The following is a 24,969-nucleotide window of genomic DNA, read 5'->3' as shown; positions in this document are numbered from 1 at the left end:
CCCATCCGGTTCGCCGGAATCAAAAACGGGGCTTCATGCCCCGTTTTTTTATGCCCGTGCGCGGCGTGAGCTGCGCCGTGTCGTCTTTAACGCGGGTACAGCGCACCGAGCACGCGCTCGCCGGCCGCGCCGGTGACGCTGGCGAGGTTGCCCGGCTGGCGCGCGGTGAAGCGGTACGCGAGCCACGCGAACGCGAGCGATTCGACCTGCTGCGGCGGTACGCCGAGCGCGGCCGTGGTATCGACCGTGGCCAGCACGCCGGCATCGCGCAGCGCGTTCGCGAGCGCGGCGAGCAGCACCGGATTGCGTGCGCCGCCGCCGCACACGAACACCGCCTGGCAGTCGCGCGCATGCTGCGCGATCTCGCGGGCGACCGATACTGCGGTGAGCGCGGTCAGCGTCGCCTGCACGTCCTCGGGCGACACCTGCGCGAACGCGGCGAGCTTCGCGTCGAGCCACGCGGGATTGAACAGGTCGCGCCCGGTGCTTTTCGGCGGCGGCGCGGTGAAGTAGGGCTCGTCGAGCAGCGCGTCGAGCAGCGGCGCATGCACGCTGCCGCGCGCGGCGAACTTGCCGCCGTCGTCGTACGGCTTGCCGAGGTGGCGGGTCGCCCACGCATCGATCAGCGCGTTCGCGGGGCCGCAGTCGAAGCCGCGCACGTCGCCGCCTTCGCCGGGCAGGATCGTGATGTTGCTGATCCCGCCGAGATTGCAGACGACGCGCGTCTCGCCCGGCGTACCGAATACCGTCGCGTGGAACGCCGGCGCGAGCGGCGCGCCGTGGCCGCCGGCCGCGACGTCGCGGCTGCGGAAATCGGCGATCACGTCGACATGCGCGAGTTCGGCGAGCAGCGCCGGGTTGTTGAGCTGCCGCGTATAGCCGCGCTCCGGGCGGTGGCGCACCGTCTGGCCGTGCACGCCGATCGCGCGGACGTCGTCCGGCGACAGGCCGGCCGTGCGCTGCAATTCGTGGCAGCACACCGCGTAGCGCGCGACCAGCGCGTTCGCGGCCACCGATTCGCGGTCGATCTCGTTGTCGCCCGGCTGCTGCAGCGCGAACAGCGCGTCGCGCAGCGACTGCGCGAAGCCGACGAACGCCTCGGCGAGCACGACCGGCGCGCGGTCGGCCTCGAAGCGCACGGCGATGCCGTCGACGCCGTCCATGCTGGTTCCCGACATCAGCCCGAAGTAGATGCCGTCGGCCGGATGGTCGGTTTGCGGATGTCGTTGCGGCACGTTGGATCCTCCTGAAGCCTGCGGCGCGGGCCGGTGCCGCGCGTCTTGCGCCCGATTATCCGCGCAACGCGGCGCGCCGTTAAGCGATGCGCGCGCAAGTTATGGGAAAATCCCTGTTTTTGCGACATTCTTCCTGGCACCGATGAGCACCGAACCCAGTTCCAAGCCCGTATTCCCGATCACCGACGAAGTCCGGCATGCGCTCGCCGTCACGAAGCGCGGCGTCGACGAGCTGCTGATCGAGGAGGAGTTCGCGCAGAAGCTCGCGCGCAGCGCGGCCACCGGCACGCCGCTGCGCATCAAGCTCGGCCTCGACCCGACCGCGCCCGACATCCACATCGGCCATACGGTCGTGCTGAACAAGATGCGTCAGCTGCAGGACCTCGGCCATACGGTGATCTTCCTGATCGGCGATTTCACGTCGTTGATCGGCGATCCCTCGGGCCGCAACGCGACGCGCCCGCCGCTCACGCGCGAGCAGATCGAGGCGAACGCGAAGACCTACTTCGAGCAGGCCGCGCTCGTGCTCGACCGCGACAAGACCGAGATCCGCTACAACAGCGAGTGGTCGATGCCGCTCGGCGCGGACGGGATGATCAAGCTCGCGTCGCGCTACACGGTCGCGCGGATCCTCGAACGCGAGGACTTCACGAAGCGCTTCCAGGGTGGCGTGCCGATCTCGATCCACGAATTCCTGTACCCGCTGATGCAGGGTTACGACTCGGTCGCGCTGAACGCCGATCTCGAACTCGGCGGCACCGACCAGAAGTTCAACCTGCTGGTCGGTCGCGAGCTGCAGAAGCAGTACGGCCAGGAACAGCAGTGCATTCTGACGATGCCGCTGCTCGAAGGGCTCGACGGCGTCGAGAAGATGTCGAAGTCGAAGGGCAACTACGTCGGCATCAGCGAGAAGCCGACCGACATGTTCGGCAAGCTGATGAGTATTTCCGACACGCTGATGTGGCGTTACTTCGAACTGCTGTCGTTCCGCAGCATGGACGAGATCGCCGGCTTCAAGCGCGAGATCGAGGGCGGCCGCAATCCGCGCGATTTCAAGGTGCTGCTCGCGCAGGAAATCGTCGCGCGCTTTCACTCGCAAGCCGATGCCGAGCGGGCGCTGGAAGACTTCAACCACCGCGCGAAGGGCGGCGTGCCGGACGACATTCCGTCGGTCACGCTCGCGGGCGCACCGCTCGCGATCGGCCAGTTGCTGAAGCAGGCGGGTCTCGTGCCGTCGACCAGCGAAGCGCTGCGCAACATCGAGCAGGGCGGCGTGAAGATCGACGGCGCGACGGTGTCGGACAAGGGCCTGAAGGTCGAGGCCGGCGAGTTCGTCGTGCAGGTCGGCAAGCGCCGCTTCGCACGCGTCACGCTGACCGCATGATCGCGCTGATCCAGCGCGTGAAGCGCGCCGACGTGCGGGTCGGCGCGCGCACCACGGGCGAGATCGGCGCAGGCCTGCTCGCGCTCGTCTGCGCGGAGCGCGGCGACACCGAGGCCGCGGCCGACAAGCTGCTCGCGAAGGTGCTCGGCTACCGCGTGTTCAGCGACGCGGCCGGCAAGATGAACCTGCCGGTGTCGAACATCGACGGTGAAGGACGCGCGGGCGGCCTGCTGCTCGTGTCGCAGTTCACGCTCGCGGCCGATACCAACAGCGGCCTGCGTCCGAGCTTCACGCCCGCCGCGCCGCCCGACGAGGGCGCGCGCCTGTTCGACTATTTCGTCGCGGCCGCGCGTGCGCGCCATCCGGTCGTCGAGACCGGCGAATTCGGCGCCGACATGCAGGTCTCGCTCGTCAACGACGGGCCCGTGACGTTCTGGCTGCAAGTGCGGCCCTGATTCCCCGCCGGAGACGCCTCGCGATGGCCACCACGCAGATCCTCTTCATCCGCCACGGCGAGACGGCCTGGAACCGCATCAAGCGCATCCAGGGCCATATCGACATCCCGCTGGCCGACACGGGGCTCGCGCAGGCGCAGCGGCTTGCCGCGCGCCTCGAACGCGACGCGCGCGACGGCGCGCGCATCGACGCGGTCTATTCGAGCGACCTGATGCGTGCGCAACAGACCGCGCAGCCGTTCGCTGCCGCGCTGGGGCTGCCGCTGATCCTGCGCGAAGGCCTGCGCGAGCGCGCGTACGGCGTGTTCCAGGGGCATGACAGCGCGGAGATCGAAACGCTGTTTCCCGATGCATATGCGGCGTGGCAGACGCGCGATCCGGGTTTCGAGCCGGAAGGCGGCGAGTCGCAGCGCGCGTTCTATCATCGCGTGCTGCATGCGATCGAGCCGATCGTCGCCGCACATCCGGGCGGCCGGATCGCGTGCGTCGCGCACGGCGGCGTGCTCGATTGCGTGTATCGCTTCGCGAACGGGATCGAGCTGGCCGCGCCGCGCAACTATCCGCTGCTCAACACGAGCATCAACGTCGTCGATTACGTGGACGGCCGCGCGCAGGTCGTGCAGTGGGCCGACATATCGCATCTGGACGCGGCCAGCGACGACGACGGATACCGGAAGGTGCTCTGAGCGCCCGGCCCCGCCGGCTTGGCCGGCCGGGGCGCGTGCACGATTGCGGGCGCGCTGCTTTACTGCGGCAGCGCGTGGCGCGCCTTGTAGTCGAGCGCGTACGCGAGCTTGCCCGGCTTGTCGGCCGTGATCGGCTGGCGCAGCTTGTCGAATTCCCCCTTGCCGTATTTCTTGCCGCCGTTGATCGCGTCGGCGCGTCCGAGGTCGGCACCCGTCTTGCCGTCGATCACCGGGTCCGTGGCCGCGACCATCAGCATCGACGCATTCCACACCGCATTCGCATAACCGGTATCGGCCTTCGCGGGATCGGGATCGGTAGTGCCGATGCGCGTCAGGTCGTAGCCGGCGAGCGCGAACGTGCCCGGTTGCGCGCGCAGCCAGTCGGCCCAGTAGAACTCGAGATAGTCGGTCGCCTGCGCGGGCTTGCTGTAGCCGATGTCGCGCGTGAAATAGACGAGCGACCGGTAGCGATCGTTCGTCATCCCGAGCTTCAGCCCGAGCCCGGTCGGCAGTTGTGCGGTCGTGATCGGCTGGCCGTCGCCGTCCTTCAGGCGCAGGTAGCCGCGGCTCTGCATCTGCTGCCAGAACGCGTCGCCGGAGTACGCGCTCAGGTTGTCCTTGACGACCACATGCACGTGCAGCGCCGGGCCGCCGTCGGGCGTCTCGTAGTAGGTGGACAGGCCGTGATGGCCGTCGGTCAGGTACAGCGTGTCGCCGTTCGGGCCGATCACGACGGGATTCAGCACCGAGCGGTCGCGCGCGTTCGCGTCGGTGGTCGTGCACGCGTAGCTCGCGGTGTCGCGCAGCGTCGACTGCGCGGTGTAGCCGCTCGACGCGACGCCGCCGAGGCCTTCGTCCGCACAGAAGTCGTCGAACTTCTTGTCGGGCTGCAGTTCGTAGCGGCCGAGCTTGTAGTAGATCTGGTCGTAGCCGATCGCGCCCTGCGTCGGGTGCAGATCGCCGAGCGTGACGTCGAGCAGGTCGCCCGCGCGGACGGCTTGCCACTTGCCGGGCTGCGGCGTGACGGCGGGCGGCGTCTGTGCGTCGGCGTGCGTGACGGACGCGACGTCGTCACCGCCGCAGGCGGCGAGGGCGAGAACGGTGGACAGGCTGGCGGCAGCGGCGAAACGGATCGGCAGACGGGGCATCGCGGGCATCGGGTGTCGGTGGGTGGGCCGCGCGCAGGACGAGCGCACGCGGATGCAAGCCCGTCAGCTTGTCACAGGAATTTGACAGCAAATTGAAATGATCGGAAGGATCGTCAGGCGGACGGATGGTCGCCGGGCGGCGTCGCGGTCGCGCGGCGTCGCGCGCGCTTCGACACGCCGTTGATCAGCGCCCAGCGCAGCACGGGCGCGACGGCGCGCACGCCGGGACGCACCACCGCGCGCCGCAGCGGCGCGAACCTCGACACGCCGAGCCGCTGCTGCGCCCACGGCGGCAGCAGGTCGATGCCGGCCTGCATCACGAGCGTCGCGGCGGGCCGCAGCGCGGGTTTCGCGACGGGCGCATTCAGCAGGATGCGCATTACTTCGAAGGTGCGAGGCCCGGCCTCGAGTTCCGGCTGCATGCGCGCCAGATACGCGGCGATTTCCGCGCGCGAGCGCGGCACGTCCCGCGCGCCGAGCCGCTCGGCGATCTGCGCGGTTTCCGCGTAGTAGCGGTCCTGCAGGTCGCCGGGCAGCGCCGGGTTCACGTAGCACAGGTGCGCGGCCAGAAAGCTCGACACCTCGGCGACATGCACCCACGTCAGCAGCGCGGGATCGTCGGCGCGGTATGGCCGCCCGTCGGGCGCGGTGCCCGAGATATGCGCGTGGATCGCCTTCACGCGCTCGATCAGCGCGAGCGCGTCTTCGCGGCTGCCGAATGTCGTGCCGGAAATGAACGTCGCGGTGCGCCGCAGCCGGCCGAGGATGTCGGTGCGAAACGACGAATGATCCCAGACGCCCGCGAGCGCAAGCGGGTGGAGCGCCTGCAGCAGCAGCGCGGCAATGCCGCCCGTCATCATCGACGTGAAATCCGCATGCACGCGCCAGCAGACCGCGTCGGGGCCGAACAGCCCCGGATCGCCGGGCGGCGACGAATAGTCGAGGGTCGGGCCGCTGCCCGTGGTCAGGTGCGTGACGCCGGCCACGACCCGCTTGCGCAGCTGCTCGACCCAGCGCGGGCCGGAGGCGGCGGGGTGGGGGCTGTGCGGCGTCGTCATGGCGGGCAGCCGGTCGGGCGGTGGGCTACTGCGCGTCCGGCGTGTCCCACACGCCGCGCGTGGCATTGCCGGCATCGGGCGCCGCGAGCCCGAAGTGGCGATACGTGAGCAGCGTCGCGACGCGGCCGCGCGGCGTGCGCTGCAGGAAGCCCTGCTGGATCAGGTACGGCTCGAGCACGTCCTCGATCGTGTCGCGCTCCTCGCCGATCGCGGCGGCGAGGTTGTCGATGCCGACCGGGCCGCCGTCGAACTTGTGCAGGATCGCTTCGAGCAGCTTGCGGTCCATCAGGTCGAAGCCGACCGGATCGACGTCGAGCATCGCGAGCGCGGCGTCGGCGACGGCCGCCGTGATCTGGCCGTCGGCCTTCACTTCCGCATAGTCGCGCACGCGGCGCAGCAGCCGGTTCGCGATCCGCGGCGTGCCGCGCGAGCGCCGGGCGATTTCCAGCGCGCCGTTCGGGTCGATCTGCGCGTTCAGCAGCGATGCCGAGCGCCGCACGATGCGCGACAGTTGGTCGGCATCGTAGAACTCGAGGCGCGCGACGATCCCGAACCGGTCGCGCAGCGGGTTGGTCAGCATCCCCGCGCGGGTGGTTGCGCCGACCAGCGTGAACGGCTGCAGGTCGAGCTTTACGCTGCGTGCGGCCGGCCCTTCGCCGATCATGATGTCGATCTGGTAGTCCTCGAGCGCCGGATACAGGATTTCCTCGACGACCGGCGACAGCCGGTGGATTTCGTCGATGAACAGCACGTCGTTCGCTTCGAGGTTGGTCAGCAGCGCGGCCAGATCGCCCGCGCGTTCGAGCACGGGGCCCGACGTCTGGCGCAGGTTCACGCCCATCTCGCGCGCGATGATGTGCGCGAGCGTGGTCTTGCCCAGGCCGGGCGGCCCGAACAGCAGCACATGGTCGAGCGGCTCGGAACGTCGCTTCGCGGCCTCGATGAAGATCTCGAGCTGGCCGCGCACCTTTTCCTGGCCGACGTAGTCGTCGAGCTGGCGCGGCCGCAGCGCGCGTTCGAACACCTCCTCGTGCGACGAGGCGGGCGTGGCGGCGATGATCCGCTCGGCGGCGAGTTTGTCGGTTTCAATCATGCGGGCATTGTACCGCGCGGCGCGGTCGTGCCCAGCTGGCCGAACGGCCGACTGGCGCGCGCCTCGCCGCCGCGCGACACTGGCTTCGACAGCCGGCTGCGGGCCGGCGTCAGACCTTCGACAGTGCCTTCAGCGCGAGCTTGATGCCCTCGGAGACGCCGGTGCCGGCCGGCACGTTCTTGATCGCGGCGAGGCCTTCCTTTTCCGAGTAGCCGAGTGCGACCAGTGCGTTGAGGATGTCGGCCGAGTGGTCGGACGGCGAAGCCTCGCCGGCGAGTGCGCCGAGGTCGGCGCCGAGCTTGCCCTTCAGCTCGAGCAGCAGGCGCTCGGCGGTCTTCTTGCCGATGCCGGGCAGGCGCGTCAGGCGCGCGGCGTCCTGCATCGTCACGACCTGCGCGAGCTCCTGCACGCTCATGCCGGACAGCACGGCGAGCGCCATGCGCGCGCCGATGCCGGTGATCTTCAGCAGCTCGCGGAAGGTCGTGCGCTCCTGCGGCGTCAGGAAGCCGTACAGCAGGTGCGCGTCCTCGCGGACGATCTGCTGCGTCAGCAGCACGACGCGCTCGCCCGTCTGCGGCAGGTTGTAGAAGGTGCTCATCGGCACGTCGATTTCGTAGCCGACGCCGTTGCAGTCGACGAGCAGGTGAGGCGGATTCTTTTCGAGCAGGATGCCGGCGATGCGACCGATCATGGAGGGTGGGATGCGAGGAAGAAAGCGCGAGTGTAGCGCACGCGCGGCGCAAAGCCGACGGTCGGGCCGGGCGTTCGGGGTTTGCGGGGGAAAACGGCGGTGCGGCCTCGGCGCGCGCGGGGTGCCGCACCGGGCGGATCGGGTGCAGGCACCGTATCGCCGCTCGCGCCGGGTGCCGGTGCGGCTGCACTGCGCCGCGTCAGCCGACGAGCCGCCCGCGCCGCACGCGCAGCCCTTTCTTCGCGAGCGCCGGCGCGAGGCCGCCGAGCGTCGACAGCGTATTGCCGCCGTGCGCATGGCAGATCGCCATCCCGAGCGCGTCGGCCGCGTCGGAGCCGGGCTGCCCGGACAGGTTCAGCAGGCGCGTGACCATTTCCTGCATCTGCGCCTTGGTCGCGCGGCCGTAGCCGACCACGGCCTGCTTGAGCTGCAGCGCCGTGTATTCCGCGACCGGCAGCCCGCCCGCGACAAGGCCGCAGATCGCGGCGCCGCGCGCCTGGCCGAGCAGCAGCGTCGACTGCGGGTTGACGTTGACGAACACCTTTTCGATCGCGGCCTGGTCGGGCGCGTGTTCGCGCACGAGCGTCGAGACGCCCTGGAAGATCGTGCCGAGCCGGGTGGCCAGATCGGCCGTCGGGGTGCGGATCACGCCGCTCGTGACATACGCGAGACGGTGGCCGCTGACGTCGATGACGCCGAAGCCGGTGACGCGCAGGCCTGGGTCGATGCCGAGAATTCGCATGTAAGGAGGGAATTGCCTGATGCAGCGATACTACAACGAAAGGTGCGGCGGGCCGTCGCGATGCGGTGCGTGGCCGAGCGGCCGGCGAGTCGCGTGCGCAGCGCACGGCCGGCCCGCTTCGGCGCATCGCCGCGCGGGGACGCGCCGTGCAATAAAAAACCCGGCGGGTGTGATGCCGCCGGGTTTTCGCGCAGCCGCCGCATGGGCCGGATCAGTGACGGAAGTGGCGCACGCCCGTCAGGATCATCGCGATGTTGTGCTCGTCGGCCGCCGCGATCACTTCGTCGTCGCGCATCGAGCCGCCCGGCTGGATCACGCAGGTCGCGCCTGCCGCGACGACCACGTCGAGACCGTCGCGGAACGGGAAGAACGCATCCGACGCGACGGCCGAACCGGCCAGCGTGAGGCCTGCGTTCTGCGCCTTGATGCTCGCGATGCGCGCGGAATCGACGCGGCTCATCTGGCCGGCGCCGACGCCGAGCGTCATGCCGTTGCCGCAGAACACGATCGCGTTCGACTTCACGTACTTCGCGACGCGCCAGGCGAACAGCAGGTCGTCCATTTCCTTCGGCGTCGGGTGGCGCTTCGTGACGACGCGCAGCTCGTGCGGCTGCACGTTCTTCGCATCGAGCGACTGCACCAGCAGGCCGCCGCCGACGCGCTTCAGGTCGAACGCGTTATGGCCTTCGCCGAGCGCGATTTCCAGCAGGCGCACGTTCTGCTTCGCGGCGAACACCTGCTTCGCGGCGTCGCTGAACGACGGCGCGATCAGTACTTCGACGAACTGCTTGGCAACGGCCTGCGCAGCCGCTTCGTCGACTTCGCGGTTGAACGCGATGATGCCGCCGAACGCCGACGTCGGATCGGTCTGGAACGCCTTCGCATACGCATCGGCCGAATCGTTGCCGACCGCGACGCCGCACGGGTTCGCATGCTTGATGATCACGCAGGCCGGCGCGTCGAACGTCTTCACGCATTCCCACGCCGCATCCGAATCCGCGATGTTGTTGTACGACAGTTCCTTGCCCTGCAGCTGGCGGTAGTTCGCGAGCGCGCCGGCCGGCGTGACGAGGTCGCGGTAGAACGCCGCGCTCTGGTGCGGGTTCTCGCCGTAGCGCAGGTCCTGCACCTTGTCGAACGCCATGTTCAGCGTCGCCGGGTACGTATTGCGCGCCGTGTGCTTCAGTTCGTCGGTCAGGCTCGTCAGGTAGTTCGTGATCGCGCCGTCGTATTGCGCGGTGTGCGCGAACACCTTGGTCGCGAGGCGGAAGTTGGTCGCGTAGCCGACCGTGTTGCCGTTCGCCTTCATTTCGTCGAGCACGACCGCGTAGTCGGCCGGATCGACGACGACCGTCACGTCGCGGTGGTTCTTCGCGGCCGAGCGCAGCATCGTCGGGCCGCCGATGTCGATGTTCTCGATCGCGTCGGCGAGCGTGCAGTCGTCCTTCGCGATCGTCGCGACGAACGGATACAGGTTCACGACGAGCAGGTCGATCGTCGGGATGCCGTGCTGTTCGAGCGCCTGCATGTGCTCGGGCAGGTCGCGACGCGCGAGGATGCCGCCGTGGACCTTCGGGTGGAGCGTCTTCACGCGCCCATCGAGCATTTCCGGGAAGCCGGTGTAGTCGGCCACTTCGGTGACGGGCAGGCCCGCGTCGGCGAGCAGTTTCGCGGTGCCGCCGGTCGACAGCAGCTTGACGCCGAGGTCGGACAGCGACTTCGCGAAGTCGACGATGCCGGTCTTGTCGGAAACGGAAATGAGCGCTTGCTTGATCATGATGGAACCACCAATAGCCAGGGAAACGGGGACGGGACGGCTGCCTACAGCAGGCCGTGCTGCTGCAGCTTCTTGCGCAGCGTATTGCGGTTGATGCCGAGGTACTCCGCGGCGAGCGACTGGTTGCCGCCGGCCTGTTCGAGCACGACCTCGAGCATCGGCTTTTCGACGCAGGACATCACCATTTCATAGACGTCGTGCGGATTGGAGCCGTCTAGATCCCGGAAATACACGTCCAGGCTCTCGCGGACACATTGTTCGATGTTGTGCTTGCTCATGCTGCTAACTGGTTAGGGTCGTCCGACTCGCCCTGGCCGTTTTCGTCTTCGTCGTCGACGTAGACGAGGTGGTCCGACAGCGCCTTTTGCGCGTCGAAGAAGGCATTGACGGCGGCGAGCTGCTCGCGGGTGGAGTCGAGCGTGTTCATTCGATGCCGGAACCCGTTGGCACCGGAAAGGCCGCGAGTGTACCAGCCGATGTGCTTGCGCGCAGTACGAACGCCGGTGAATTCCCCGTAGAACGCGTAGTGATCTTCCAGGTGTTCGTTCATCACGTGCTGGATCTCGTCGATCCGCGGCGGCGGCAGCAGCTCGCCGGTTTGCAGGAAATGATCGATTTCGCGGAAAAGCCACGGCCGGCCTTGCGCGGCACGACCGATCATCAGCGCGTCGGCGCCCGTGGCGTCGAGCACGGCCTTCGCCTTCGCCGGCGACGTGATGTCGCCGTTCGCGACGACCGGAATGCGCACCGCGGCCTTCACGGCCGCGATCGTGTCGTATTCGGCTTCGCCGCGATAGAGGTCGGCGCGCGTGCGGCCGTGCACGGTGAGCATCGAGATGCCGGCGGCTTCGGCCAGCCGCGCGACCGTGATCGCGTTCTTGTGCTCGCGGTCCCAGCCGGTGCGGATCTTCAGCGTGACGGGCACCGCGTCGGGCCCGGTGCCCACTGCCGCGACGACGGCCTCGACGATGCGCTGCACGAGCGGCTCGTTCTGCAGCAGCGCGGAGCCGGCCGCGACGTTGCAGACCTTCTTCGCGGGGCAGCCCATGTTGATGTCGATGATCTGCGCGCCGTTGTCGACGTTGTAGCGGGCCGCTTCGGCCATCATCGCCGGATCGGCGCCGGCGATCTGCACCGCGATCGGCTCGACTTCGCCGGTGTGGTTCGCGCGCCGCATCGTCTTCGCGCTTTTCCACAGCTGCGCGTTGGACGCGACCATCTCGGACACCGCGTAACCGGCCCCCAGCTTCTTGCAGAGCTGGCGGAACGGACGATCGGTCACCCCGGCCATCGGGGCGACGAACAGGTTGTTACGCAGGACGTGAGAGCCGATAACGGGCATCGCAATGGCACCGCCCGCGAGCGGCAGGCGTCGCGGGCCAAAAAGGGCGGAGGGAAAACGCGCATTTTACCGTATTCCCATGCCCCGCCGATTTGACCCGGTTTGACGGGGATCGCCGTGCGCTCGCGCGCGCGGCGCGTTGCGTGTCAGCTGCGCTGGCCGAACATCATCTGGCGCGCGATCGCGGTCTTCAGCGGCGGCACGAATTCGAGCGCGGTGAGCGCCGCACCGCGCAGCAAGGGCAGCGGCCCCGCGTCGATCGTAAACAGCCGCGCGAGCGTGTCGGTCGCGCCGATCGTGAAGCGCCGGTCGAGCGCGCGGCGCGCGTTGAAGGTCGCGAGCGCGGTCGCTTCGAAGCCTTGCGCGGACAGCGCATCGACCAGCGTGTGCGCGTCGCGCAGCCCGAGGTTGAGCCCCTGGCCTGCGACCGGGTGCAGCGTCTGCGCGGCGTTGCCGACGATCGCGATGCGGCCGTTGACGAGCGTCTGCGCGGCATTGAGCCCGAGCGGGAACGACGCGCGGCCCGCGATCGCGACGAACGCGCCCATGCGTTCGCCGAACGCGACGCCGAGTTCGCGCAGGAACGCGTCGTCGGGCAGCGCGGCGCGGCGCGCCGCTTCGTCGGGCGCGCAGCACCAGACCAGCGCGTAGTCGGCCTGGCGCGGGCCGCCGAGCGGCAGCAGCGCGAGCGGGCCTTCGTGCGTGAAGCGTTCCCATGCGACATGCGGGCGCGGCGCGGCGACCGTGACGGTGCCGACGAGCGCGGTCTGCCGGTAGTCGCGGCGATGCTTGCCGGTGTCGGCCTGCTGTTCGTGGAACAGCCCGCCTTCGGCATTGACGACGATGCGCGCGCGCAGCGTGCGTTCGCCGTGCGGGCCGTCGAGCGTCAGCGTGACGCCGTCGGCGTCCTGCTGCGGCGCGCGCGCGGTGGTCGAGGTCAGCCAGTCGACGCGCGTGCCGCGCACCGCGCCCGCGAGCGCCTGCACGAGCGAGCCGTAGCGCACGACGTAGCCGAGCGCGGCGAGATCGTGCTCGTTGCGGTCGATCAGCGTGCGGCCGAAGTGACCGCGCTGCGATACGTGGATGTGTTCGATCGCGGTCGCGTCGGCAGGCCATGCGAGCGTGTCGAGCAGCACGCGGCTGCCGTGCGACACGGCGATCGCGCGCGGATCGTTCGCGCTCGCGGCAGGCTCGCGTGCGTCGACCAGTGCGATCGACGCGTGCTGCGTCGCGCTGCGCCGCGCGAGCCAGCCGGCGAGTGCGAGGCCGACGGGGCCCGCGCCGACGATGGCGAGGTCGTAGTCCGGCGTGGCCGGGGAAGAAGCGGTCGTCATCAGGATTCGTGAAACGGTGGTAACGGTCGATGGCGGCGCATCGCGGGTCACGTGCCCGCGCGCATCAGCGCCTCGATCTCGGCCGCGTCGACCGGCACGTCGCGCGTGATCAGTTCGCAGCCCTGCTCGCGCACGATCGCGTCGTCCTCGATGCGGATGCCGATGTTCCAGTAGTCGGACGGCACGTCGTCGGCGGCGCGCACGTACAGGCCGGGCTCGACCGTCAGCGTCATGCCGGGCTTCAGCGTGCGCCACGGCAGCGCGCCGTTGGCGTCGCGTTCGGCGAGTCGTTCGCGATAGTCGCCGCAGTCGTGCACGTCCATCCCGAGCCAGTGGCCGGTGCGGTGCATGTAGAAGCGCGCGTACGCGCGCTCGGCGATCACGTCGTCGACGTTCGAGAAGCGCGTTTTCGGGATGATGCCCGTATCGAGCAGGCCCTGCGCGAGCACGCGCACCGCCGCGTCGTGCGGCGCCTCGAACGGCACGCCCGCGCGCGTCGCGTCGATCGCCGCCTGCTGCGCGGCGAGCACGATGTCGTACAGCGTACGCTGCGCAGGCGAGAAGCGCCCGTTCGCCGGGAACGTGCGCGTGATGTCCGACGCATAGCCGTCGAGTTCGCACGCCGCGTCGATCAGGATCAGGTCGCCGTCGCGTGCGGCCGCGTTGCCGGCCGGGTAGTGCAGCACGCACGCGTTCGCGCCGGCCGCGACGATCGAACCGTAGGCGGGCGCCTGCGCGCCGTGCCTGCGGAACGTATACAGCAGCTCGGCTTCCAGTTCGTATTCGCGGATGCCGGGCCGGCATGCCTGCATCGCGCGGCGGTGCGCGAGCGCGGAGATGTGCGCGGCGCGCATCATGATCGCGAGTTCGTGTTCGTCCTTCACGAGCCGCATGTCGTCGAGCAGCGGCGTGAGGTCGAGCATCGCGTCCGGCGCGGCGACGCCCGCGCGCGCCTGCGCGCGCACCGCGTCGAGCCAGCGCGCGAGCTGCCGGTCGAACTCGGCCGACGCGCCGAACCGGTAGTGCACGGTGCCCGCATCGGCGAGCAGGCGCGGCATTTCGGTGTCGATCACGTCGGTCGCGTACGCGGCATCGAAGCCGAATGCGTCGCGCGCGGCTTCCGGCCCGTAGTGGAAGCCCTCCCAGATCTCGCGGTCGGCATTCTTCGCGCGGCAGAACAGGATCGATTCCGGCGCGCCGTGCGGTGCGGCCGCGTTCAGCACGAGCACCGCGTCGGGCTCGCTGAAGCCGGTCAGGTAGTGGAAATAGCTGTCGTGCCGGTACGGGTAGCCCGTATCGCGATTGCGCAGCACTTCCGGCGCGGTGGGGACGATGGCGACGCCGCCGCCCGCGGCGCGCAGTGCGGCAAGCACGCGCGCGCGGCGCTGGCGGTAGACGTCGACGGCGATGGCGGTATCGATGGGCGCATTCATCGTGCGATTGTAGCGCCGCCGGACGGCGCGCGTGAACGCCGCGGCCGCAGGCCGCGCCGGAAGGCCGCGGGGCGGCTGTTGCAAACCATCCACAGGCCAAACGGGCGATTTTCTACCGCGTGACGCCGCCCGGTTATGATCGACGACAACGTATACTCTCGGCGGTTCCCTTCAAAAGGCAGATGATGAAATTAATCGGTTCGCTCAGCAGCCCGTACGTCCGAAAGGCGCGGATCGTGCTTGCTGAAAAGAAGATCGACTACAAGCTGGAGCTCGAGAACGTGTGGGGCGCGGATACCAACATCCATGCGTCGAACCCGCTCGGCAAGGTGCCGTGCCTCGTGATGGAGGATGGCGCCGCGGTGTTCGATTCCCGCGTGATCTGCGAATACGTCGATACGCTGTCGCCGGTCGGCAAGCTGATTCCGCCGTCGGGCCGCGAGCGCGTCGAGGTGCGTTGCTGGGAAGCGCTGTGCGACGGCGTGCTCGACGCGTCGGTCGCGATTCGTCTCGAACACACGCTGCGCGACGAGGCGCAGCGCAGCGCGAGCTGGATCGCGCGGCAGCAGCGCAAGATCGACGACGGCCTCGTCGCGATGTCGCAGGGTCTCGGCGGCAAGACGTGGTGCGTCGGTAATCATTACACGCTCGCCGACATCGCGCTCGGCTGCGCGCTCGGCTATCTCGACTTCCGGATGCCGGAGCTGAACTGGCGCGATCGCCACCCGAACCTCGACAAGCATTTCGTGAAGCTCGCGCAGCGCCAGTCGTTCGCCGATACGGTGCCGCAGAACTGAGCCGCGACCGGTTCGCGTACGCAATCCGCAGACAAGAAAAAGCGCCCGGCCCGGGCGCTTTTTCTTTGTGGCGACCGCTCGCGACGCGCGGCGGCCGGCGTTACTCGATCGACGCGTAAACGGTCTCGCCGAGCGTGAACGAATCGCTGCGCGAAATCGGCCACCATTTGTCGTACAGCGTGTAGCCGCAGGTGTTGCCGTCGAGCAGCGCGCCCGGCTTCAGGTACTTCAGCAGTTGCGACATCAGCCGGACCTCGTGCGGCGAGATGCGCTGCACGATATGGTGCGCGCGCAGCTCCGACGGATGCGCGAGGCCGGCCGCCTGCACCAGTTCCTGCAGCGCATGCAGCGTATTGCGGTGGAAGTTGTACACGCGATCGGACTTGTCCGGCACGACCAGCGCACGCTGACGCACCGGATCCTGCGTCGCGACGCCGGTCGGGCAGCGGCCGGTATGGCAGGTCTGCGCCTGGATGCAGCCGACCGCGAACATGAAGCCGCGTGCCGAGTTGACCCAGTCCGCGCCGATCGCGAGCGTGCGCGCGACGTCGAACGCGGTGATGATCTTGCCGCTCGCGCCGATCTTCACGCGGTCGCGCACGCCGATCCCGACCAGCGTGTTGTGCACGAGCAGCAGCCCTTCCTGCAGCGGCACGCCGACGTGGTCGGTGAATTCGAGCGGCGCCGCGCCGGTGCCGCCTTCCGCGCCGTCGACGACGATGAAGTCCGGCACGATGCCCGTTTCGAGCATCGCCTTCGCGATCCCGAAGAACTCCCACGGATGGCCGATGCACAGCTTGAAGCCGGTCGGCTTGCCGCCCGACAGCGTGCGCAACCGTTCGACGAATTCGAGCAGCCCGCGCGGCGTCGAGAATTCCGAGTGCGTCGCGGGCGAAATGCAGTCCTTGCCCATCGGCACGCCGCGCGTCTCGGCAATCTCGGGCGTGATCTTCGCGGCCGGCAGCACGCCGCCGTGGCCCGGCTTCGCGCCCTGCGACAGCTTGATCTCGATCATCTTGACCTGCGGATCGGCGGCCTGCTTCGCGAACTTGTCGGGGTTGAACGTGCCGTCGTCGTTGCGGCAGCCGAAGTAGCCGGACGCGATTTCCCAGATGATGTCGCCGCCGTTCTCGCGGTGGTACTTCGACAGCGAGCCTTCGCCGGTGTCGTGCGCGAAGCCGCCTTTCTTCGCGCCGAGGTTCAGCGCGCGGATCGCGTTCGCGGACAGCGAGCCGAAGCTCATCGCCGAGATGTTGAAGATCGAGATGTCGTACGGCTGCGCGCGGGTCGCGCCGACGCGGATGCGGAAATCGTGGTTCGGCAGCCGGGTCGGCGCGAGCGAATGGCTGATCCATTCGTGCGCGACGGCCTTCACGTTCAGCTCGGTGCCGTACGGGCGATTGTCGGCGACGTTCTTCGCGCGCTGGTAGACGAGGCTGCGCTGCGCGCGCGAAAACGGTTTCTCGTCGGTGTCGTCCTCGACGAAGTACTGGCGGATTTCCGGCCGGATGAACTCGAACAGGAAGCGGAAGTGGCCCCAGAGCGGGTAGTTGCGCAGGATCGCGTGACGGTCCTGCTTCAGGTCATACAGGCCGAGCGCGACGAGCGCGACGGGGATGACGATCCAGAACCAGGAGAGCACGTGGATCGATGCGAGCGCGGCCGCCGCGACGAGCAGCAGGACGGCGCACCACATCGCAAGGTAGCGTCGTGAAAGCATGGGGACTCCGTAAGAATCTGGGATGCCGCCATGCGTACGCTGCGCGGCGGCGCGCCGGCCTCGACCGAATCGTGTCCGGCCGGGCGCGGCGTGCCGCAAGTCTAAACCGAATACGGGTCAGCGTGCGTCGGCGAGCGCCGGCGCACGGCCGTGCGCTGGCGCGGCCTGACCGGGCTGGCCGGTTGCCGCGAATTCGATGATGCCGCCGCCGAGACAGATCTCGCCGTCGTACAGCACCGCCGACTGGCCGGGCGTGACCGCCCATTGCGCATCGTCGAACGCGAGCGAGAAGCGCGCTTCGCCGGCCGGGCCGGGCGTCGCCGTGCCGAATGCGCATGCGGCGTCGGCCTGCCGGTAGCGGGTTTTCGCGCCGCACGCGAAGCCGTCGGCCGGCGGCTCGCCCGCGACCCAGCTGACGTTGCCGGCGACGAGCTGTCGCGACAGCAGCCACGGATGATCGTGGCCCTGCACCACGTACAGCGTGTTCGACGGAATGTCCTTCGCGGCGACGAACCACGGCTCGCCGCTGCCGTCCTTGCTGCCGCCGAGGCCGATGCCCTTGCGCTGGCCGAAGGTGTAGAACGCGAGGCCGATGTGCTCGCCGACGACCTTGCTGTCCGGCGTCTTCATCGGGCCGGGCTTGGTCGGCAGATAGCGGTTCAGGAAGTCGCGGAACGGCCGTTCGCCGATGAAGCAGATGCCGGTCGAATCCTTCTTCTTCGCGTTAGGCAGCCCGATCTGCGCGGCGATCTCGCGCACCTTCGTCTTCGGGATCTCGCCGAGCGGGAACATCGTCTTCGACAGCTGCGCCTGGTTCAGCCGGTGCAGGAAGTACGACTGGTCTTTCGTATGATCGAACGCCTTCAGCAGCTCGAAGCGCCCGTCGCGCTCGCGCACGCGCGCGTAGTGACCGGTCGCGATCATCTCGGCGTCGAGCGACATCGCGTGATCGAGGAACGCCTTGAACTTGATCTCGGCGTTGCACAGCACGTCGGGGTTCGGCGTGCGGCCGGCCGAATATTCGCGCAGGAACTCGGCAAACACGCGGTCCTTGTACTCGGCCGCGAAATTCACCGCCTCGACGTCGATGCCGATCAGGTCGGCCACCGACACGACGTCGATCCAGTCCTGGCGCGTCGAGCAGTATTCGCCGTCGTCGTCGTCTTCCCAGTTCTTCATGAACAGGCCGACCACGTCGTAGCCCTGTTCCTTCAGCAGCCACGCGGTCACCGACGAATCGACGCCGCCCGACATGCCCACCACTACACGGCGCTTGCTCATTTGCCCACCGCCTGACGGTCGAATGCGTCCGGCCGCGGCGCGACCGAATGCGTATGCACGAAATCGAGCGGAATGCGCCGCCCGGCGAGATAGTCGTCGACGCAGCGCATCACCGCCGGCGAGCGGTGGCGATCGACGCAGGCGCGCAGTTCGTCGGCGCTCATCCACATCGTGCGGACGATGCCGTCGTCGAGCGCGTGGCCCGCGACCGGCTCGCCGGCCGTGCCGCAGAACGTGAAGCGCAGGTAGGTCGCGCCGGCGGTGCCGGGGCGGTCGTAGTGCGCGAGATAGACGCCGACCAGCGCGTCGGGCGTAAACGGGTGCGCGGTTTCCTCGAGCGTCTCGCGGATCACCGCGTCGGCAAGCGTTTCGCCGGCTTCGAGATGGCCGGCCGGCTGGTTGATGCGCAGGCCCGTCGAGGTTTCTTCCTCGATGACGAGAAAGCGGCCGTCGCGCTCGACGAGCGCCGCGACGGTCACGTGCGGGGTCCAGGTTTCGGGTTTCATGGTTCGGCATTTTACCGGTTGCGCCCGGACGCTGCCCGCCGTCTGCTCAGACGAATCCGACCCCGCGAATCGTCTGTCCGGCCGGTGCGCGCGGCGGCCGGCCGCGGCACTGTTGCAAACCGGAACGATCGTGCGGAAAGTGCTGGCCGGCTCGCGGCTTTCGGTTAAAGTGCAGCGTGAAAGCCGTTGCTCGTGAGCCGGTACGTCAGCCTGTCCGGCTCGTTGTGCAGTAAGAATCGCAAGAAAGAAATACTGACAATGACTGGAGGAACTGACGATGCATATTGGCGTGCCTGCTGAAACGCGGGCCAACGAGTCGCGCGTGGCCGCGACGCCGGAGACCGTGAAGAAGTACGCGGCCGCCGGTCATCGCGTGAGTATCGCGAAAGGGGCCGGCAGCGCGGCCAGCTATCTCGACGAAGCCTATGCGGCTGCCGGCGCGGAATTGACCGACCAGTCGGCCGCGCTTGGCGCCGACCTGGTGCTGAAGGTCCAGGCGCCGACCGAGGCCGAACTGCCGCTGCTCAAGCGCGGTGCGGTGCTGGTCGGCATGCTCGATCCGTTCAACGGCGCACAGGCGGCGCAGCTCGCTGCCGCCGGCGTGACCGGTTTCGCGCTCGAAGCGGCGCCGCGCACGACGCGCGCGCAAAGCCTCGACGTGCTGTCGTCGCAGGCGAACATCGCCGGCTACAAGGCGGTGCTGGTCGCGGCGTCGCTCTATCCGCGCTTCCTGCCGATGCTGATGACCGCCGCCGGCACCGTGAAGGCCGCGCGCGTGCTGATCCTCGGCGCGGGCGTCGCGGGGCTGCAGGCGATCGCGACCGCGAAGCGGCTCGGCGCGGTGATCGAGGCCTCCGACGTGCGGCCGGCCGTGAAGGAGCAGATCGAATCGCTCGGCGCGAAATTCCTCGATGTCCCATACGAAACCGACGAAGAGCGCGAAGCCGCGCAGGGTGTCGGCGGCTACGCGCGGCCGATGCCGGCGTCGTGGCTCGGCCGCCAGGCTGCGCTCGTGCACGAGCGCGCGAAGCAGGCCGACATCGTGATCACGACCGCGCTGATTCCGGGCCGCCCGGCGCCGACGCTGATCTCGGTCGAGACGGTGCAGTCGATGAAGCCCGGTTCGGTGCTGGTCGACCTCGCGGCCGGCCGCGGCCCGGAAATCGACGGCCGCAAGGGCGGCAACTGCCCGCTGACGGTCGCCGACCAGGTGATCGTGCACGGCGGCGTGACGATCGCCGGCTACACGAACCTCGCGTCGATGGTCGCGTCGGACGCGTCGGCGCTGTATGCGCGCAACCTGCTCGACTTCATGAAGCTGATCGTCACCAAGGAAGGCGCGCTGAACATCGACCTGACCGACGACATCGTCGCCGCGACGCTGCTGTGCCGCGACGGCGAAGTCACGCGCAAATAACGGAGGAGACCATGGAAATCATCAATCACACGGTGATCAACGTGATCATCTTCGTGCTGGCGGTCTACGTCGGCTACCACGTGGTGTGGAACGTCACGCCGGCGCTGCATACGCCGCTGATGGCGGTCACCAACGCGATCTCGGCGATCGTGATCGTCGGCGCGATGCTCGCGGCGGCGCTCACCGTCGGCGCGACCGGCAAGATCTTCGGCACGCTCGCGGTCGCGCTCGCGGCCGTCAACGTGTTCGGCGGCTTTCTGGTGACGCGGCGCATGCTCGAGATGTTCCGCAAGAAGGAGCCGAAGGCAGCGAAGGAGGGCGCGCGATGAGCATGAACGTCGTTACGCTGCTGTACCTCGTCGCATCGGTGTGCTTCATCCAGGCGCTGAAGGGCCTGTCGAACCCGAAGAGCGCGCGGCGCGGCAACCTGTTCGGGATGGTCGGGATGGCCATCGCGATCCTCACGACGATCGCGCTGATCGTCAAGCAGGCGGCCTGGCTCGGCGCGAACCTGCCGCTCGGGCTGGCGCTCGTGCTCGGCGCGCTGGTCGTCGGCGGCGCGGTCGGCGCGTTCGTCGCCGCGCGCGTCGAGATGACCAAGATGCCGGAACTCGTCGCCGCGATGCATTCGCTGATCGGTCTGGCGGCCGTGTGCATCGCGTATGCGGTGGTGTCGGAGCCGGAAGCGTTCGGGCTCGTGCCGCAGGACGCGGTTGCCGCGAACTTCATCCCGTACGGCAACCGTGTCGAGCTGTTCATCGGTACGTTCGTCGGCGCGATCACGTTCTCCGGGTCGGTGATCGCGTTCGGCAAGCTGTCGGGCAAGTACAAGTTCCGGCTGTTCCAGGGCGCGCCGGTCGTGTACGCGGGCCAGCACCTGATCAACCTGATGCTCGCGATCGCGATGCTCGGCTTCGGCGTGCTGTTCTTCATCACGCAGGCGTGGCTGCCGTTCATCATCATGACGGCGATCGCGTTCGTGCTCGGCGTGCTGATCATCATCCCGATCGGCGGCGCGGACATGCCGGTGGTCGTGTCGATGCTGAACTCGTACTCGGGCTGGGCCGCGGCCGGCATCGGCTTCTCGCTGAACAACGCGATGCTGATCATCGCGGGCTCGCTGGTCGGCTCGTCGGGCGCGATCCTGTCGTACATCATGTGCCACGCGATGAACCGCTCGTTCTTCAACGTGATCCTCGGCGGCTTCGGCGGCGAGGCCGCGGCCGGCGGCGCGGCGGGTGCGCAGGAGCAGCGCCCGGTGAAGTCGGGCTCGGCCGACGACGCGGCGTTCATGCTCGGCAACGCGGAGTCGGTCGTGATCGTGCCGGGCTACGGGCTGGCCGTCGCGCGCGCGCAGCATGCGCTGAAGGAGCTGACCGACAAGCTGATCGAGAAGGGCGTCGACGTGCGCTACGCGATTCACCCGGTTGCCGGGCGGATGCCGGGCCACATGAACGTGCTGCTCGCGGAAGCGGAAGTGCCGTACGACATCGTGTTCGAGATGGAGGACATCAACGGCGAGATGGGGCAGGCCGACGTGGTGCTGGTGCTCGGCGCGAACGACGTCGTGAACCCGGCCGCGAAGAACGATCCGAAGTCGCCGATCGCGGGCATGCCGATCATCGAGGCGTACAAGGCGCGCACCGTGATCGTCAACAAGCGCTCGATGGCGGCGGGCTACGCGGGGCTCGACAACGACCTGTTCTACATGGACAAGACGATGATGGTGTTCGGCGATGCGAAGAAGGTCATCGAGGACATGGTGAAGGCGGTCGAATGACGTGCGGGCGGCCGGCGTCGCTCTGTTCGAGCGGCGCGCGGCCCGTCCGGAGCGGCCCGATCGGCGTGTATGGCCGATCGGGCTTTTTTCTTTCGCGGGCGCTCGAACCGGCGTCAGCGCATCGGCGCTTCCGCGATCCGCATGTAGTCGGCGATGCGGCGGCCTTCCATGTCCGGAAACTGCTCGTGCACAGTAATGTCGCCCATCCGCGCGATGTCGAAGGTGCGGAAGTCGCCGCGCAGCTCGCACCACGCGCCGATCGTCCAGCGCCCGCCCCAGTAGACGAGCCCGAGCGGCCACACGCGGCGCTGCGTGTGCGCGCCGAGCCGGTCGCGATACGTGAAGCCGACGATGTGACGCGTATCGACGGCCTGGTGGATCGCATCGACCTTCCCGGAAAACGCCTCGTCGATATGGAACGACGGCGCGAATACCGGCAGGCGGTCGAGTGCGGTGCGCTTGTCGGCCGGCATCGCCGACGCGATCTTCGCGAGCGCCGAGCGTGCACCGCCCGCGAAGCGCGCGCCGCCCCAGGTTTCGAGCATCCGCGCGCCGGCGGCGAGCGCCGCGAGCTCCTCGGCCGTGAACGTCAGCGGCGGCAGGCTCGCGTGGCGGTTCAGCCGGTAGCCGATCCCGGCTTCCCCTTCGATCGGCACCCCCGACAGTTGCAGGTCGCGCACGTCGCGGTACACGGTGCGCGGCGACACCGACAGCCAGTCGGCGAGCTGCTGCGCGGTCGTGAGGCGGCGTCCGCGCAGCAGCTCGGCGATCTGGAACAGGCGGTCGGCACGGCGCGTCATGGCTGCACCTCGGCTTCAACGGCAGTGGGAATGCCGCGATGATAGCGCCGTGCCGGCCGTGCGGCGGCCGCGTTCAGTGGCATTTCGGCGCGTGCAGGCCGACCCGGTTGCCTTCGGTATCGATCAGGTAGCCGATGTAGCCGTAGTTGTTCGGCAGCTCGACCACCGAGCCCTGCACGATGCCGCCCGCGCGCTTCGCGCGTTCGAGCGCCGCGACGACCGATTCTCCGGCGTTCAGGTACACGAGCACGCCGTTCGCGCTCGGCTTCATCTGCTGCGGATCGAACACGATGCTGCCGCCGGTGTTCGACGCCTCGTGATCGAACACGGCCATCGGCACGCCGCCGATCACTTCGCGCTGCAGCGTCGTCTGCAGCACGGTTTCGTAGAAGCGGATCGCGCGGTCGAAATCGAGCGACGGAATATCGAACCACGCAATCGTGCGTTCCAGGGTTGCGGTTGCTGCGGTCATGACGCGCTCCTTATTCGTTTGGATTCTGTGTGGAACCGGCATTGCATGGCGCCGGGATTGCAGTGTGAGCGGGGGCTGCTGACACCGTATTGTCAGTAGTGTCGTCAGGACTGACAGACGGGCGGTCGGCGCGCGATCGAGGACGCGGAAGGGGGCGGTTGATGGCGGCGGAACATCGCAAGCGGCCGGTGGCGTCGAGTCGGGCCGGTTCGTGTCGCGACGCCGATGGTCTCGGCCGACAAGCGGCGCCGGAAAGGGGGAGGGAGCACGGAGGACGTACGGTCCGGCAGCCGGGCCGGGCTGCACGAAGCGCGCGCTTGCAGCCGGCGCTGCGGCCGGTCAGGAGGCGGGATGCGGGATCGGCACGGGCGCTGATGCGCCCCCGGCCGGCATTGTGGAACCGTGCGCGGTTGCCGCTTCTGCAGCCCCGCGCGGCGGTGCAACGCTCAGGCGTCGCCTTCCGGCGCGGCCGGGCGCGCTTTCACGCTGCCCGCGATCAGGTCGAAGCGGAACAGCCGGCATTCGAGCGCGCCGTTGAACAGCGGCGTCTTCGCCGATTCGCGCAGCCGGAGCTGGCCCGGCAGCGAACGGTCGGACGTGAGCAGGAACGCCTGCCAGCCGGTGAAGCGCTGCTTCAGCGCATCGCCGAGCGCGTTGAAGAATTCGCTGTCCGGCGCGTCGGTGTGCGTGCGGCGGAACGCGTCGTCGTTGCCGCGGTTGCGGCCGGTCTCGCGCGCCTCGCCGCGTGCGCTGCGGCCGCGCACCTCGATCCGCTCGCCGTACGGCGGGTTCGCGAGCAGGATGCCCGGGCCGTCGCACGGCGGCGTCATCCCGCGCGCGTCGACCTGCTTGAGCCACACCGACGGCACGCCCGCGCGTTCGAGGTTCGCGCGCGCCTTCTCGAGCATGTCGCCGGAGATGTCGCTGCCGTACACGCGCAGGTCGTCGCGCTTGGCGCGCGCCGCGCGCTTCACGTCCAGCGCCGCGACCTTCAGGCCCTGCCACGCGGTGATGTCGTACTGCTTGAGCTTTTCGAAGCCGAAGCGGCGCTCGACGCCCGGCGCGACGCCGAGCACGATCTGCGCGGCTTCCGCGAGGAACGTGCCGCTGCCGCACATCGGGTCGTACAGCGGCGTGCCGGGTGTCCAGCCGGTCAGGCGCAGGATGCCGGCCGCGAGGTTCTCGCGCAGCGGCGCCGCGCCCTTGTCGAGGCGCCAGCCGCGCTTGAACAGCGGCTCGCCCGATGTGTCGAGGTACAGCGTGCAGTCGGTGGCCGTCAGGAACGCGAACACGCGCACGTCCGGCGCACCGGTGTCGATGCTCGGGCGCGCGCCGGTCTTGTCGCGCATCCGGTCGCAGATCGCGTCCTTGACGCGCAGCGTCGCGAATTCGAGGCTCTTCAGCGGCGACTTGATCGCGGTGATGTCGACGCGCAGCGTCTGCGTCGCCGCGAACCAGCGCTCCCACGGCTGCTCGAGCGCGAGCGCGTAGACGTCCTGCTCGTTGCGGTACGGGCGATGCGCGATTTTCAGCAGGATCCGGCTGGCGATCCGCGAATGGAGGTTCGCGGCCATGCCGGCGGCCCAGCCGCCGCGGAAATGGACGCCGCCCGGCACCTGCGCGCCCGCGGCGAACGGCGCGCCGTCCAGGTGGCGGCCGGCGATCTCGGCCAGCTCGGCGGCGAGCGCCGCTTCGAGGCCGCGCGGGCAGGGAGCGAAAAAGTCGTACAGGGTGGGCGAGGACATAAGGCGGGTGAGGGCGTGCAAAAGTCCAGTATTGTACGCGGCGCGGGCGGGCGCGGCCCGCGCGCGCCGCGCC

The 24,969-nt window shown here is 68.9% G+C and carries 24 protein-coding genes; 7 read left to right on the top strand and 17 right to left on the bottom strand.

Features of this window, described 5'->3' with window-relative positions; genetic code table 11:
• Window positions 1-86 precede the first annotated feature (86 nt).
• On the bottom strand, window positions 87-1,235 hold the full coding sequence (locus tag BST28156_RS23325; RefSeq protein WP_174903456.1) for an anhydro-N-acetylmuramic acid kinase: 1,149 nt from the start codon (window positions 1,233-1,235) through the stop codon (window positions 87-89).
• Between the two features lie 142 nt (window positions 1,236-1,377).
• On the opposite strand from BST28156_RS23325, the gene tyrS reads away from it, so the two are divergent.
• The 3 genes from tyrS to BST28156_RS23310 are packed head-to-tail and all read left to right on the top strand — an operon-like array spanning window position 1,378 to window position 3,760.
• Window positions 1,378-2,619, top strand: a complete 1,242-nt coding sequence (gene tyrS / locus BST28156_RS23320) for a tyrosine--tRNA ligase (RefSeq protein ID WP_060244963.1) — start codon at window positions 1,378-1,380, stop codon at window positions 2,617-2,619.
• Window positions 2,616-3,074, top strand: a complete 459-nt coding sequence (dtd, locus tag BST28156_RS23315; protein ID WP_009687901.1) for a D-aminoacyl-tRNA deacylase — start codon at window positions 2,616-2,618, stop codon at window positions 3,072-3,074. Before tyrS ends, dtd begins: the two co-directional genes overlap by 4 nt.
• A 23-nt stretch (window positions 3,075-3,097) precedes the next feature.
• Window positions 3,098-3,760 carry a histidine phosphatase family protein gene (locus tag BST28156_RS23310; RefSeq protein WP_060244965.1) on the top strand — a complete coding sequence of 221 codons (663 nt, stop codon included), beginning with the start codon at window positions 3,098-3,100 and terminating at the stop codon, window positions 3,758-3,760.
• A gap of 59 nt (window positions 3,761-3,819) precedes the next feature.
• On the opposite strand, the gene BST28156_RS23305 is transcribed toward BST28156_RS23310, so the two are convergent.
• The 10 genes from BST28156_RS23305 to BST28156_RS23260 all read right to left on the bottom strand — a co-directional run bounded on the left by BST28156_RS23305 (window position 3,820) and on the right by BST28156_RS23260 (window position 14,378).
• On the bottom strand, window positions 3,820-4,908 hold the full coding sequence (locus BST28156_RS23305) for a ParB/Srx family N-terminal domain-containing protein (protein WP_174903455.1): 1,089 nt from the start codon (window positions 4,906-4,908) through the stop codon (window positions 3,820-3,822).
• Between the two features lie 113 nt (window positions 4,909-5,021).
• On the bottom strand, window positions 5,022-5,966 hold the full coding sequence (locus BST28156_RS23300; protein ID WP_174903454.1) for an oxygenase MpaB family protein: 945 nt from the start codon (window positions 5,964-5,966) through the stop codon (window positions 5,022-5,024).
• A 25-nt stretch (window positions 5,967-5,991) separates the two neighbouring features.
• A complete protein-coding gene (ruvB, locus tag BST28156_RS23295; RefSeq protein ID WP_060244969.1) occupies window positions 5,992-7,059 on the bottom strand; it encodes a Holliday junction branch migration DNA helicase RuvB in 1,068 nt (355 codons plus the stop codon).
• Between the two features lie 109 nt (window positions 7,060-7,168).
• Entirely contained in the window at window positions 7,169-7,750 is a 582-nt protein-coding gene (gene ruvA, locus BST28156_RS23290) for a Holliday junction branch migration protein RuvA (protein ID WP_174903453.1), read from the bottom strand.
• A gap of 199 nt (window positions 7,751-7,949) precedes the next feature.
• Window positions 7,950-8,492: a crossover junction endodeoxyribonuclease RuvC gene (ruvC, locus tag BST28156_RS23285; RefSeq protein ID WP_009687692.1), complete on the bottom strand. Its 543-nt coding sequence runs from the start codon at window positions 8,490-8,492 to the stop codon at window positions 7,950-7,952.
• Between the two features lie 211 nt (window positions 8,493-8,703).
• Window positions 8,704-10,269 (bottom strand): bifunctional phosphoribosylaminoimidazolecarboxamide formyltransferase/IMP cyclohydrolase, encoded by a 1,566-nt coding sequence (gene purH, locus BST28156_RS23280; protein WP_060244970.1) that lies wholly within the window; start codon window positions 10,267-10,269, stop codon window positions 8,704-8,706.
• Window positions 10,270-10,313: 44 nt separating this feature from the next.
• Window positions 10,314-10,547, bottom strand: coding sequence for a Fis family transcriptional regulator (locus BST28156_RS23275; protein ID WP_006401675.1), 234 nt, complete (start codon window positions 10,545-10,547; stop codon window positions 10,314-10,316).
• Complete coding sequence (gene dusB / locus BST28156_RS23270) at window positions 10,544-11,611, bottom strand: tRNA dihydrouridine synthase DusB (RefSeq protein ID WP_174903452.1); 1,068 nt, start codon at window positions 11,609-11,611, stop codon at window positions 10,544-10,546. Before dusB ends, BST28156_RS23275 begins: the two co-directional genes overlap by 4 nt.
• Window positions 11,612-11,757: 146 nt before the next feature.
• The gene (locus BST28156_RS23265) at window positions 11,758-12,945 is read right to left on the bottom strand and encodes a UbiH/UbiF/VisC/COQ6 family ubiquinone biosynthesis hydroxylase (protein ID WP_174903451.1); all 1,188 of its coding nucleotides are present in this window, start codon (window positions 12,943-12,945) and stop codon (window positions 11,758-11,760) included.
• Between the two features lie 47 nt (window positions 12,946-12,992).
• On the bottom strand, window positions 12,993-14,378 hold the full coding sequence (locus BST28156_RS23260; protein WP_174903450.1) for an aminopeptidase P N-terminal domain-containing protein: 1,386 nt from the start codon (window positions 14,376-14,378) through the stop codon (window positions 12,993-12,995).
• A 185-nt stretch (window positions 14,379-14,563) separates the two neighbouring features.
• Here BST28156_RS23260 and BST28156_RS23255 point away from each other — a divergent pair, with 185 nt between their 5' ends.
• Entirely contained in the window at window positions 14,564-15,175 is a 612-nt protein-coding gene (locus BST28156_RS23255) for a glutathione S-transferase family protein (protein WP_174903468.1), read from the top strand.
• 100 nt (window positions 15,176-15,275) lie between these two features.
• On the opposite strand, the gene BST28156_RS23250 is transcribed toward BST28156_RS23255, so the two are convergent.
• From BST28156_RS23250 to BST28156_RS23240, 3 genes are all read right to left on the bottom strand, one after another.
• The gene (locus BST28156_RS23250; protein WP_060244976.1) at window positions 15,276-16,895 is read right to left on the bottom strand and encodes an FMN-binding glutamate synthase family protein; all 1,620 of its coding nucleotides are present in this window, start codon (window positions 16,893-16,895) and stop codon (window positions 15,276-15,278) included.
• 117 nt (window positions 16,896-17,012) lie between these two features.
• On the bottom strand, window positions 17,013-18,176 hold the full coding sequence (gene mnmA / locus BST28156_RS23245) for a tRNA 2-thiouridine(34) synthase MnmA (RefSeq protein ID WP_174903449.1): 1,164 nt from the start codon (window positions 18,174-18,176) through the stop codon (window positions 17,013-17,015).
• On the bottom strand, window positions 18,173-18,682 hold the full coding sequence (locus BST28156_RS23240; RefSeq protein WP_060244982.1) for an NUDIX hydrolase: 510 nt from the start codon (window positions 18,680-18,682) through the stop codon (window positions 18,173-18,175). The genes mnmA and BST28156_RS23240 overlap by 4 nt, the downstream gene beginning before the upstream one ends.
• Window positions 18,683-18,959: 277 nt before the next feature.
• On the opposite strand from BST28156_RS23240, the gene BST28156_RS23235 reads away from it, so the two are divergent.
• The 3 genes from BST28156_RS23235 to BST28156_RS23225 are packed head-to-tail and all read left to right on the top strand — an operon-like array spanning window position 18,960 to window position 21,879.
• Window positions 18,960-20,099 carry a Re/Si-specific NAD(P)(+) transhydrogenase subunit alpha gene (locus BST28156_RS23235; RefSeq protein ID WP_174903448.1) on the top strand — a complete coding sequence of 380 codons (1,140 nt, stop codon included), beginning with the start codon at window positions 18,960-18,962 and terminating at the stop codon, window positions 20,097-20,099.
• A gap of 11 nt (window positions 20,100-20,110) precedes the next feature.
• Window positions 20,111-20,428 carry an NAD(P) transhydrogenase subunit alpha part 2 gene (locus BST28156_RS23230; protein ID WP_009688496.1) on the top strand — a complete coding sequence of 106 codons (318 nt, stop codon included), beginning with the start codon at window positions 20,111-20,113 and terminating at the stop codon, window positions 20,426-20,428.
• On the top strand, window positions 20,425-21,879 hold the full coding sequence (locus BST28156_RS23225) for an NAD(P)(+) transhydrogenase (Re/Si-specific) subunit beta (RefSeq protein ID WP_060244986.1): 1,455 nt from the start codon (window positions 20,425-20,427) through the stop codon (window positions 21,877-21,879). Before BST28156_RS23230 ends, BST28156_RS23225 begins: the two co-directional genes overlap by 4 nt.
• Window positions 21,880-21,992: 113 nt before the next feature.
• On the opposite strand, the gene BST28156_RS23220 is transcribed toward BST28156_RS23225, so the two are convergent.
• The 3 genes from BST28156_RS23220 to BST28156_RS23210 form a co-directional block, all read right to left on the bottom strand.
• On the bottom strand, window positions 21,993-22,679 hold the full coding sequence (locus BST28156_RS23220; protein ID WP_174903447.1) for a helix-turn-helix transcriptional regulator: 687 nt from the start codon (window positions 22,677-22,679) through the stop codon (window positions 21,993-21,995).
• 73 nt (window positions 22,680-22,752) lie between these two features.
• Window positions 22,753-23,151, bottom strand: coding sequence for a VOC family protein (locus BST28156_RS23215; RefSeq protein WP_009688689.1), 399 nt, complete (start codon window positions 23,149-23,151; stop codon window positions 22,753-22,755).
• Between the two features lie 446 nt (window positions 23,152-23,597).
• Window positions 23,598-24,896, bottom strand: coding sequence for a THUMP domain-containing class I SAM-dependent RNA methyltransferase (locus BST28156_RS23210; RefSeq protein ID WP_040126662.1), 1,299 nt, complete (start codon window positions 24,894-24,896; stop codon window positions 23,598-23,600).
• Window positions 24,897-24,969: the final 73 nt, after the last annotated feature.

Origin of the sequence: Burkholderia pseudomultivorans (assembly GCF_902499075.1) — a bacterium.
In the GTDB taxonomy this organism is placed as follows: Bacteria; Pseudomonadota; Gammaproteobacteria; order Burkholderiales; family Burkholderiaceae; genus Burkholderia; species Burkholderia pseudomultivorans.
This window is presented reverse-complemented; position numbering and strand designations above follow the sequence as displayed.

Coding starts and splice junctions, on each gene's coding strand:
- tyrS (WP_060244963.1), top strand. CDS start 1,378: ATGAGCACCGAACCCAGTTCCAAGCCCGTATTCCCGATCACCGACGAA.
- dtd (WP_009687901.1), top strand. CDS start 2,616: ATGATCGCGCTGATCCAGCGCGTGAAGCGCGCCGACGTGCGGGTCGGC.
- BST28156_RS23310 (WP_060244965.1), top strand. CDS start 3,098: ATGGCCACCACGCAGATCCTCTTCATCCGCCACGGCGAGACGGCCTGG.
- BST28156_RS23305 (WP_174903455.1), bottom strand. CDS start 4,908: ATGCCCCGTCTGCCGATCCGTTTCGCCGCTGCCGCCAGCCTGTCCACC.
- BST28156_RS23300 (WP_174903454.1), bottom strand. CDS start 5,966: ATGACGACGCCGCACAGCCCCCACCCCGCCGCCTCCGGCCCGCGCTGG.
- ruvB (WP_060244969.1), bottom strand. CDS start 7,059: ATGATTGAAACCGACAAACTCGCCGCCGAGCGGATCATCGCCGCCACG.
- ruvA (WP_174903453.1), bottom strand. CDS start 7,750: ATGATCGGTCGCATCGCCGGCATCCTGCTCGAAAAGAATCCGCCTCAC.
- ruvC (WP_009687692.1), bottom strand. CDS start 8,492: ATGCGAATTCTCGGCATCGACCCAGGCCTGCGCGTCACCGGCTTCGGC.
- purH (WP_060244970.1), bottom strand. CDS start 10,269: ATGATCAAGCAAGCGCTCATTTCCGTTTCCGACAAGACCGGCATCGTC.
- BST28156_RS23275 (WP_006401675.1), bottom strand. CDS start 10,547: ATGAGCAAGCACAACATCGAACAATGTGTCCGCGAGAGCCTGGACGTG.
- dusB (WP_174903452.1), bottom strand. CDS start 11,611: ATGCCCGTTATCGGCTCTCACGTCCTGCGTAACAACCTGTTCGTCGCC.
- BST28156_RS23265 (WP_174903451.1), bottom strand. CDS start 12,945: ATGACGACCGCTTCTTCCCCGGCCACGCCGGACTACGACCTCGCCATC.
- BST28156_RS23260 (WP_174903450.1), bottom strand. CDS start 14,378: ATGAATGCGCCCATCGATACCGCCATCGCCGTCGACGTCTACCGCCAG.
- BST28156_RS23255 (WP_174903468.1), top strand. CDS start 14,564: ATGAAATTAATCGGTTCGCTCAGCAGCCCGTACGTCCGAAAGGCGCGG.
- BST28156_RS23250 (WP_060244976.1), bottom strand. CDS start 16,895: ATGCTTTCACGACGCTACCTTGCGATGTGGTGCGCCGTCCTGCTGCTC.
- mnmA (WP_174903449.1), bottom strand. CDS start 18,176: ATGAGCAAGCGCCGTGTAGTGGTGGGCATGTCGGGCGGCGTCGATTCG.
- BST28156_RS23240 (WP_060244982.1), bottom strand. CDS start 18,682: ATGAAACCCGAAACCTGGACCCCGCACGTGACCGTCGCGGCGCTCGTC.
- BST28156_RS23235 (WP_174903448.1), top strand. CDS start 18,960: ATGCATATTGGCGTGCCTGCTGAAACGCGGGCCAACGAGTCGCGCGTG.
- BST28156_RS23230 (WP_009688496.1), top strand. CDS start 20,111: ATGGAAATCATCAATCACACGGTGATCAACGTGATCATCTTCGTGCTG.
- BST28156_RS23225 (WP_060244986.1), top strand. CDS start 20,425: ATGAGCATGAACGTCGTTACGCTGCTGTACCTCGTCGCATCGGTGTGC.
- BST28156_RS23220 (WP_174903447.1), bottom strand. CDS start 22,679: ATGACGCGCCGTGCCGACCGCCTGTTCCAGATCGCCGAGCTGCTGCGC.
- BST28156_RS23215 (WP_009688689.1), bottom strand. CDS start 23,151: ATGACCGCAGCAACCGCAACCCTGGAACGCACGATTGCGTGGTTCGAT.
- BST28156_RS23210 (WP_040126662.1), bottom strand. CDS start 24,896: ATGTCCTCGCCCACCCTGTACGACTTTTTCGCTCCCTGCCCGCGCGGC.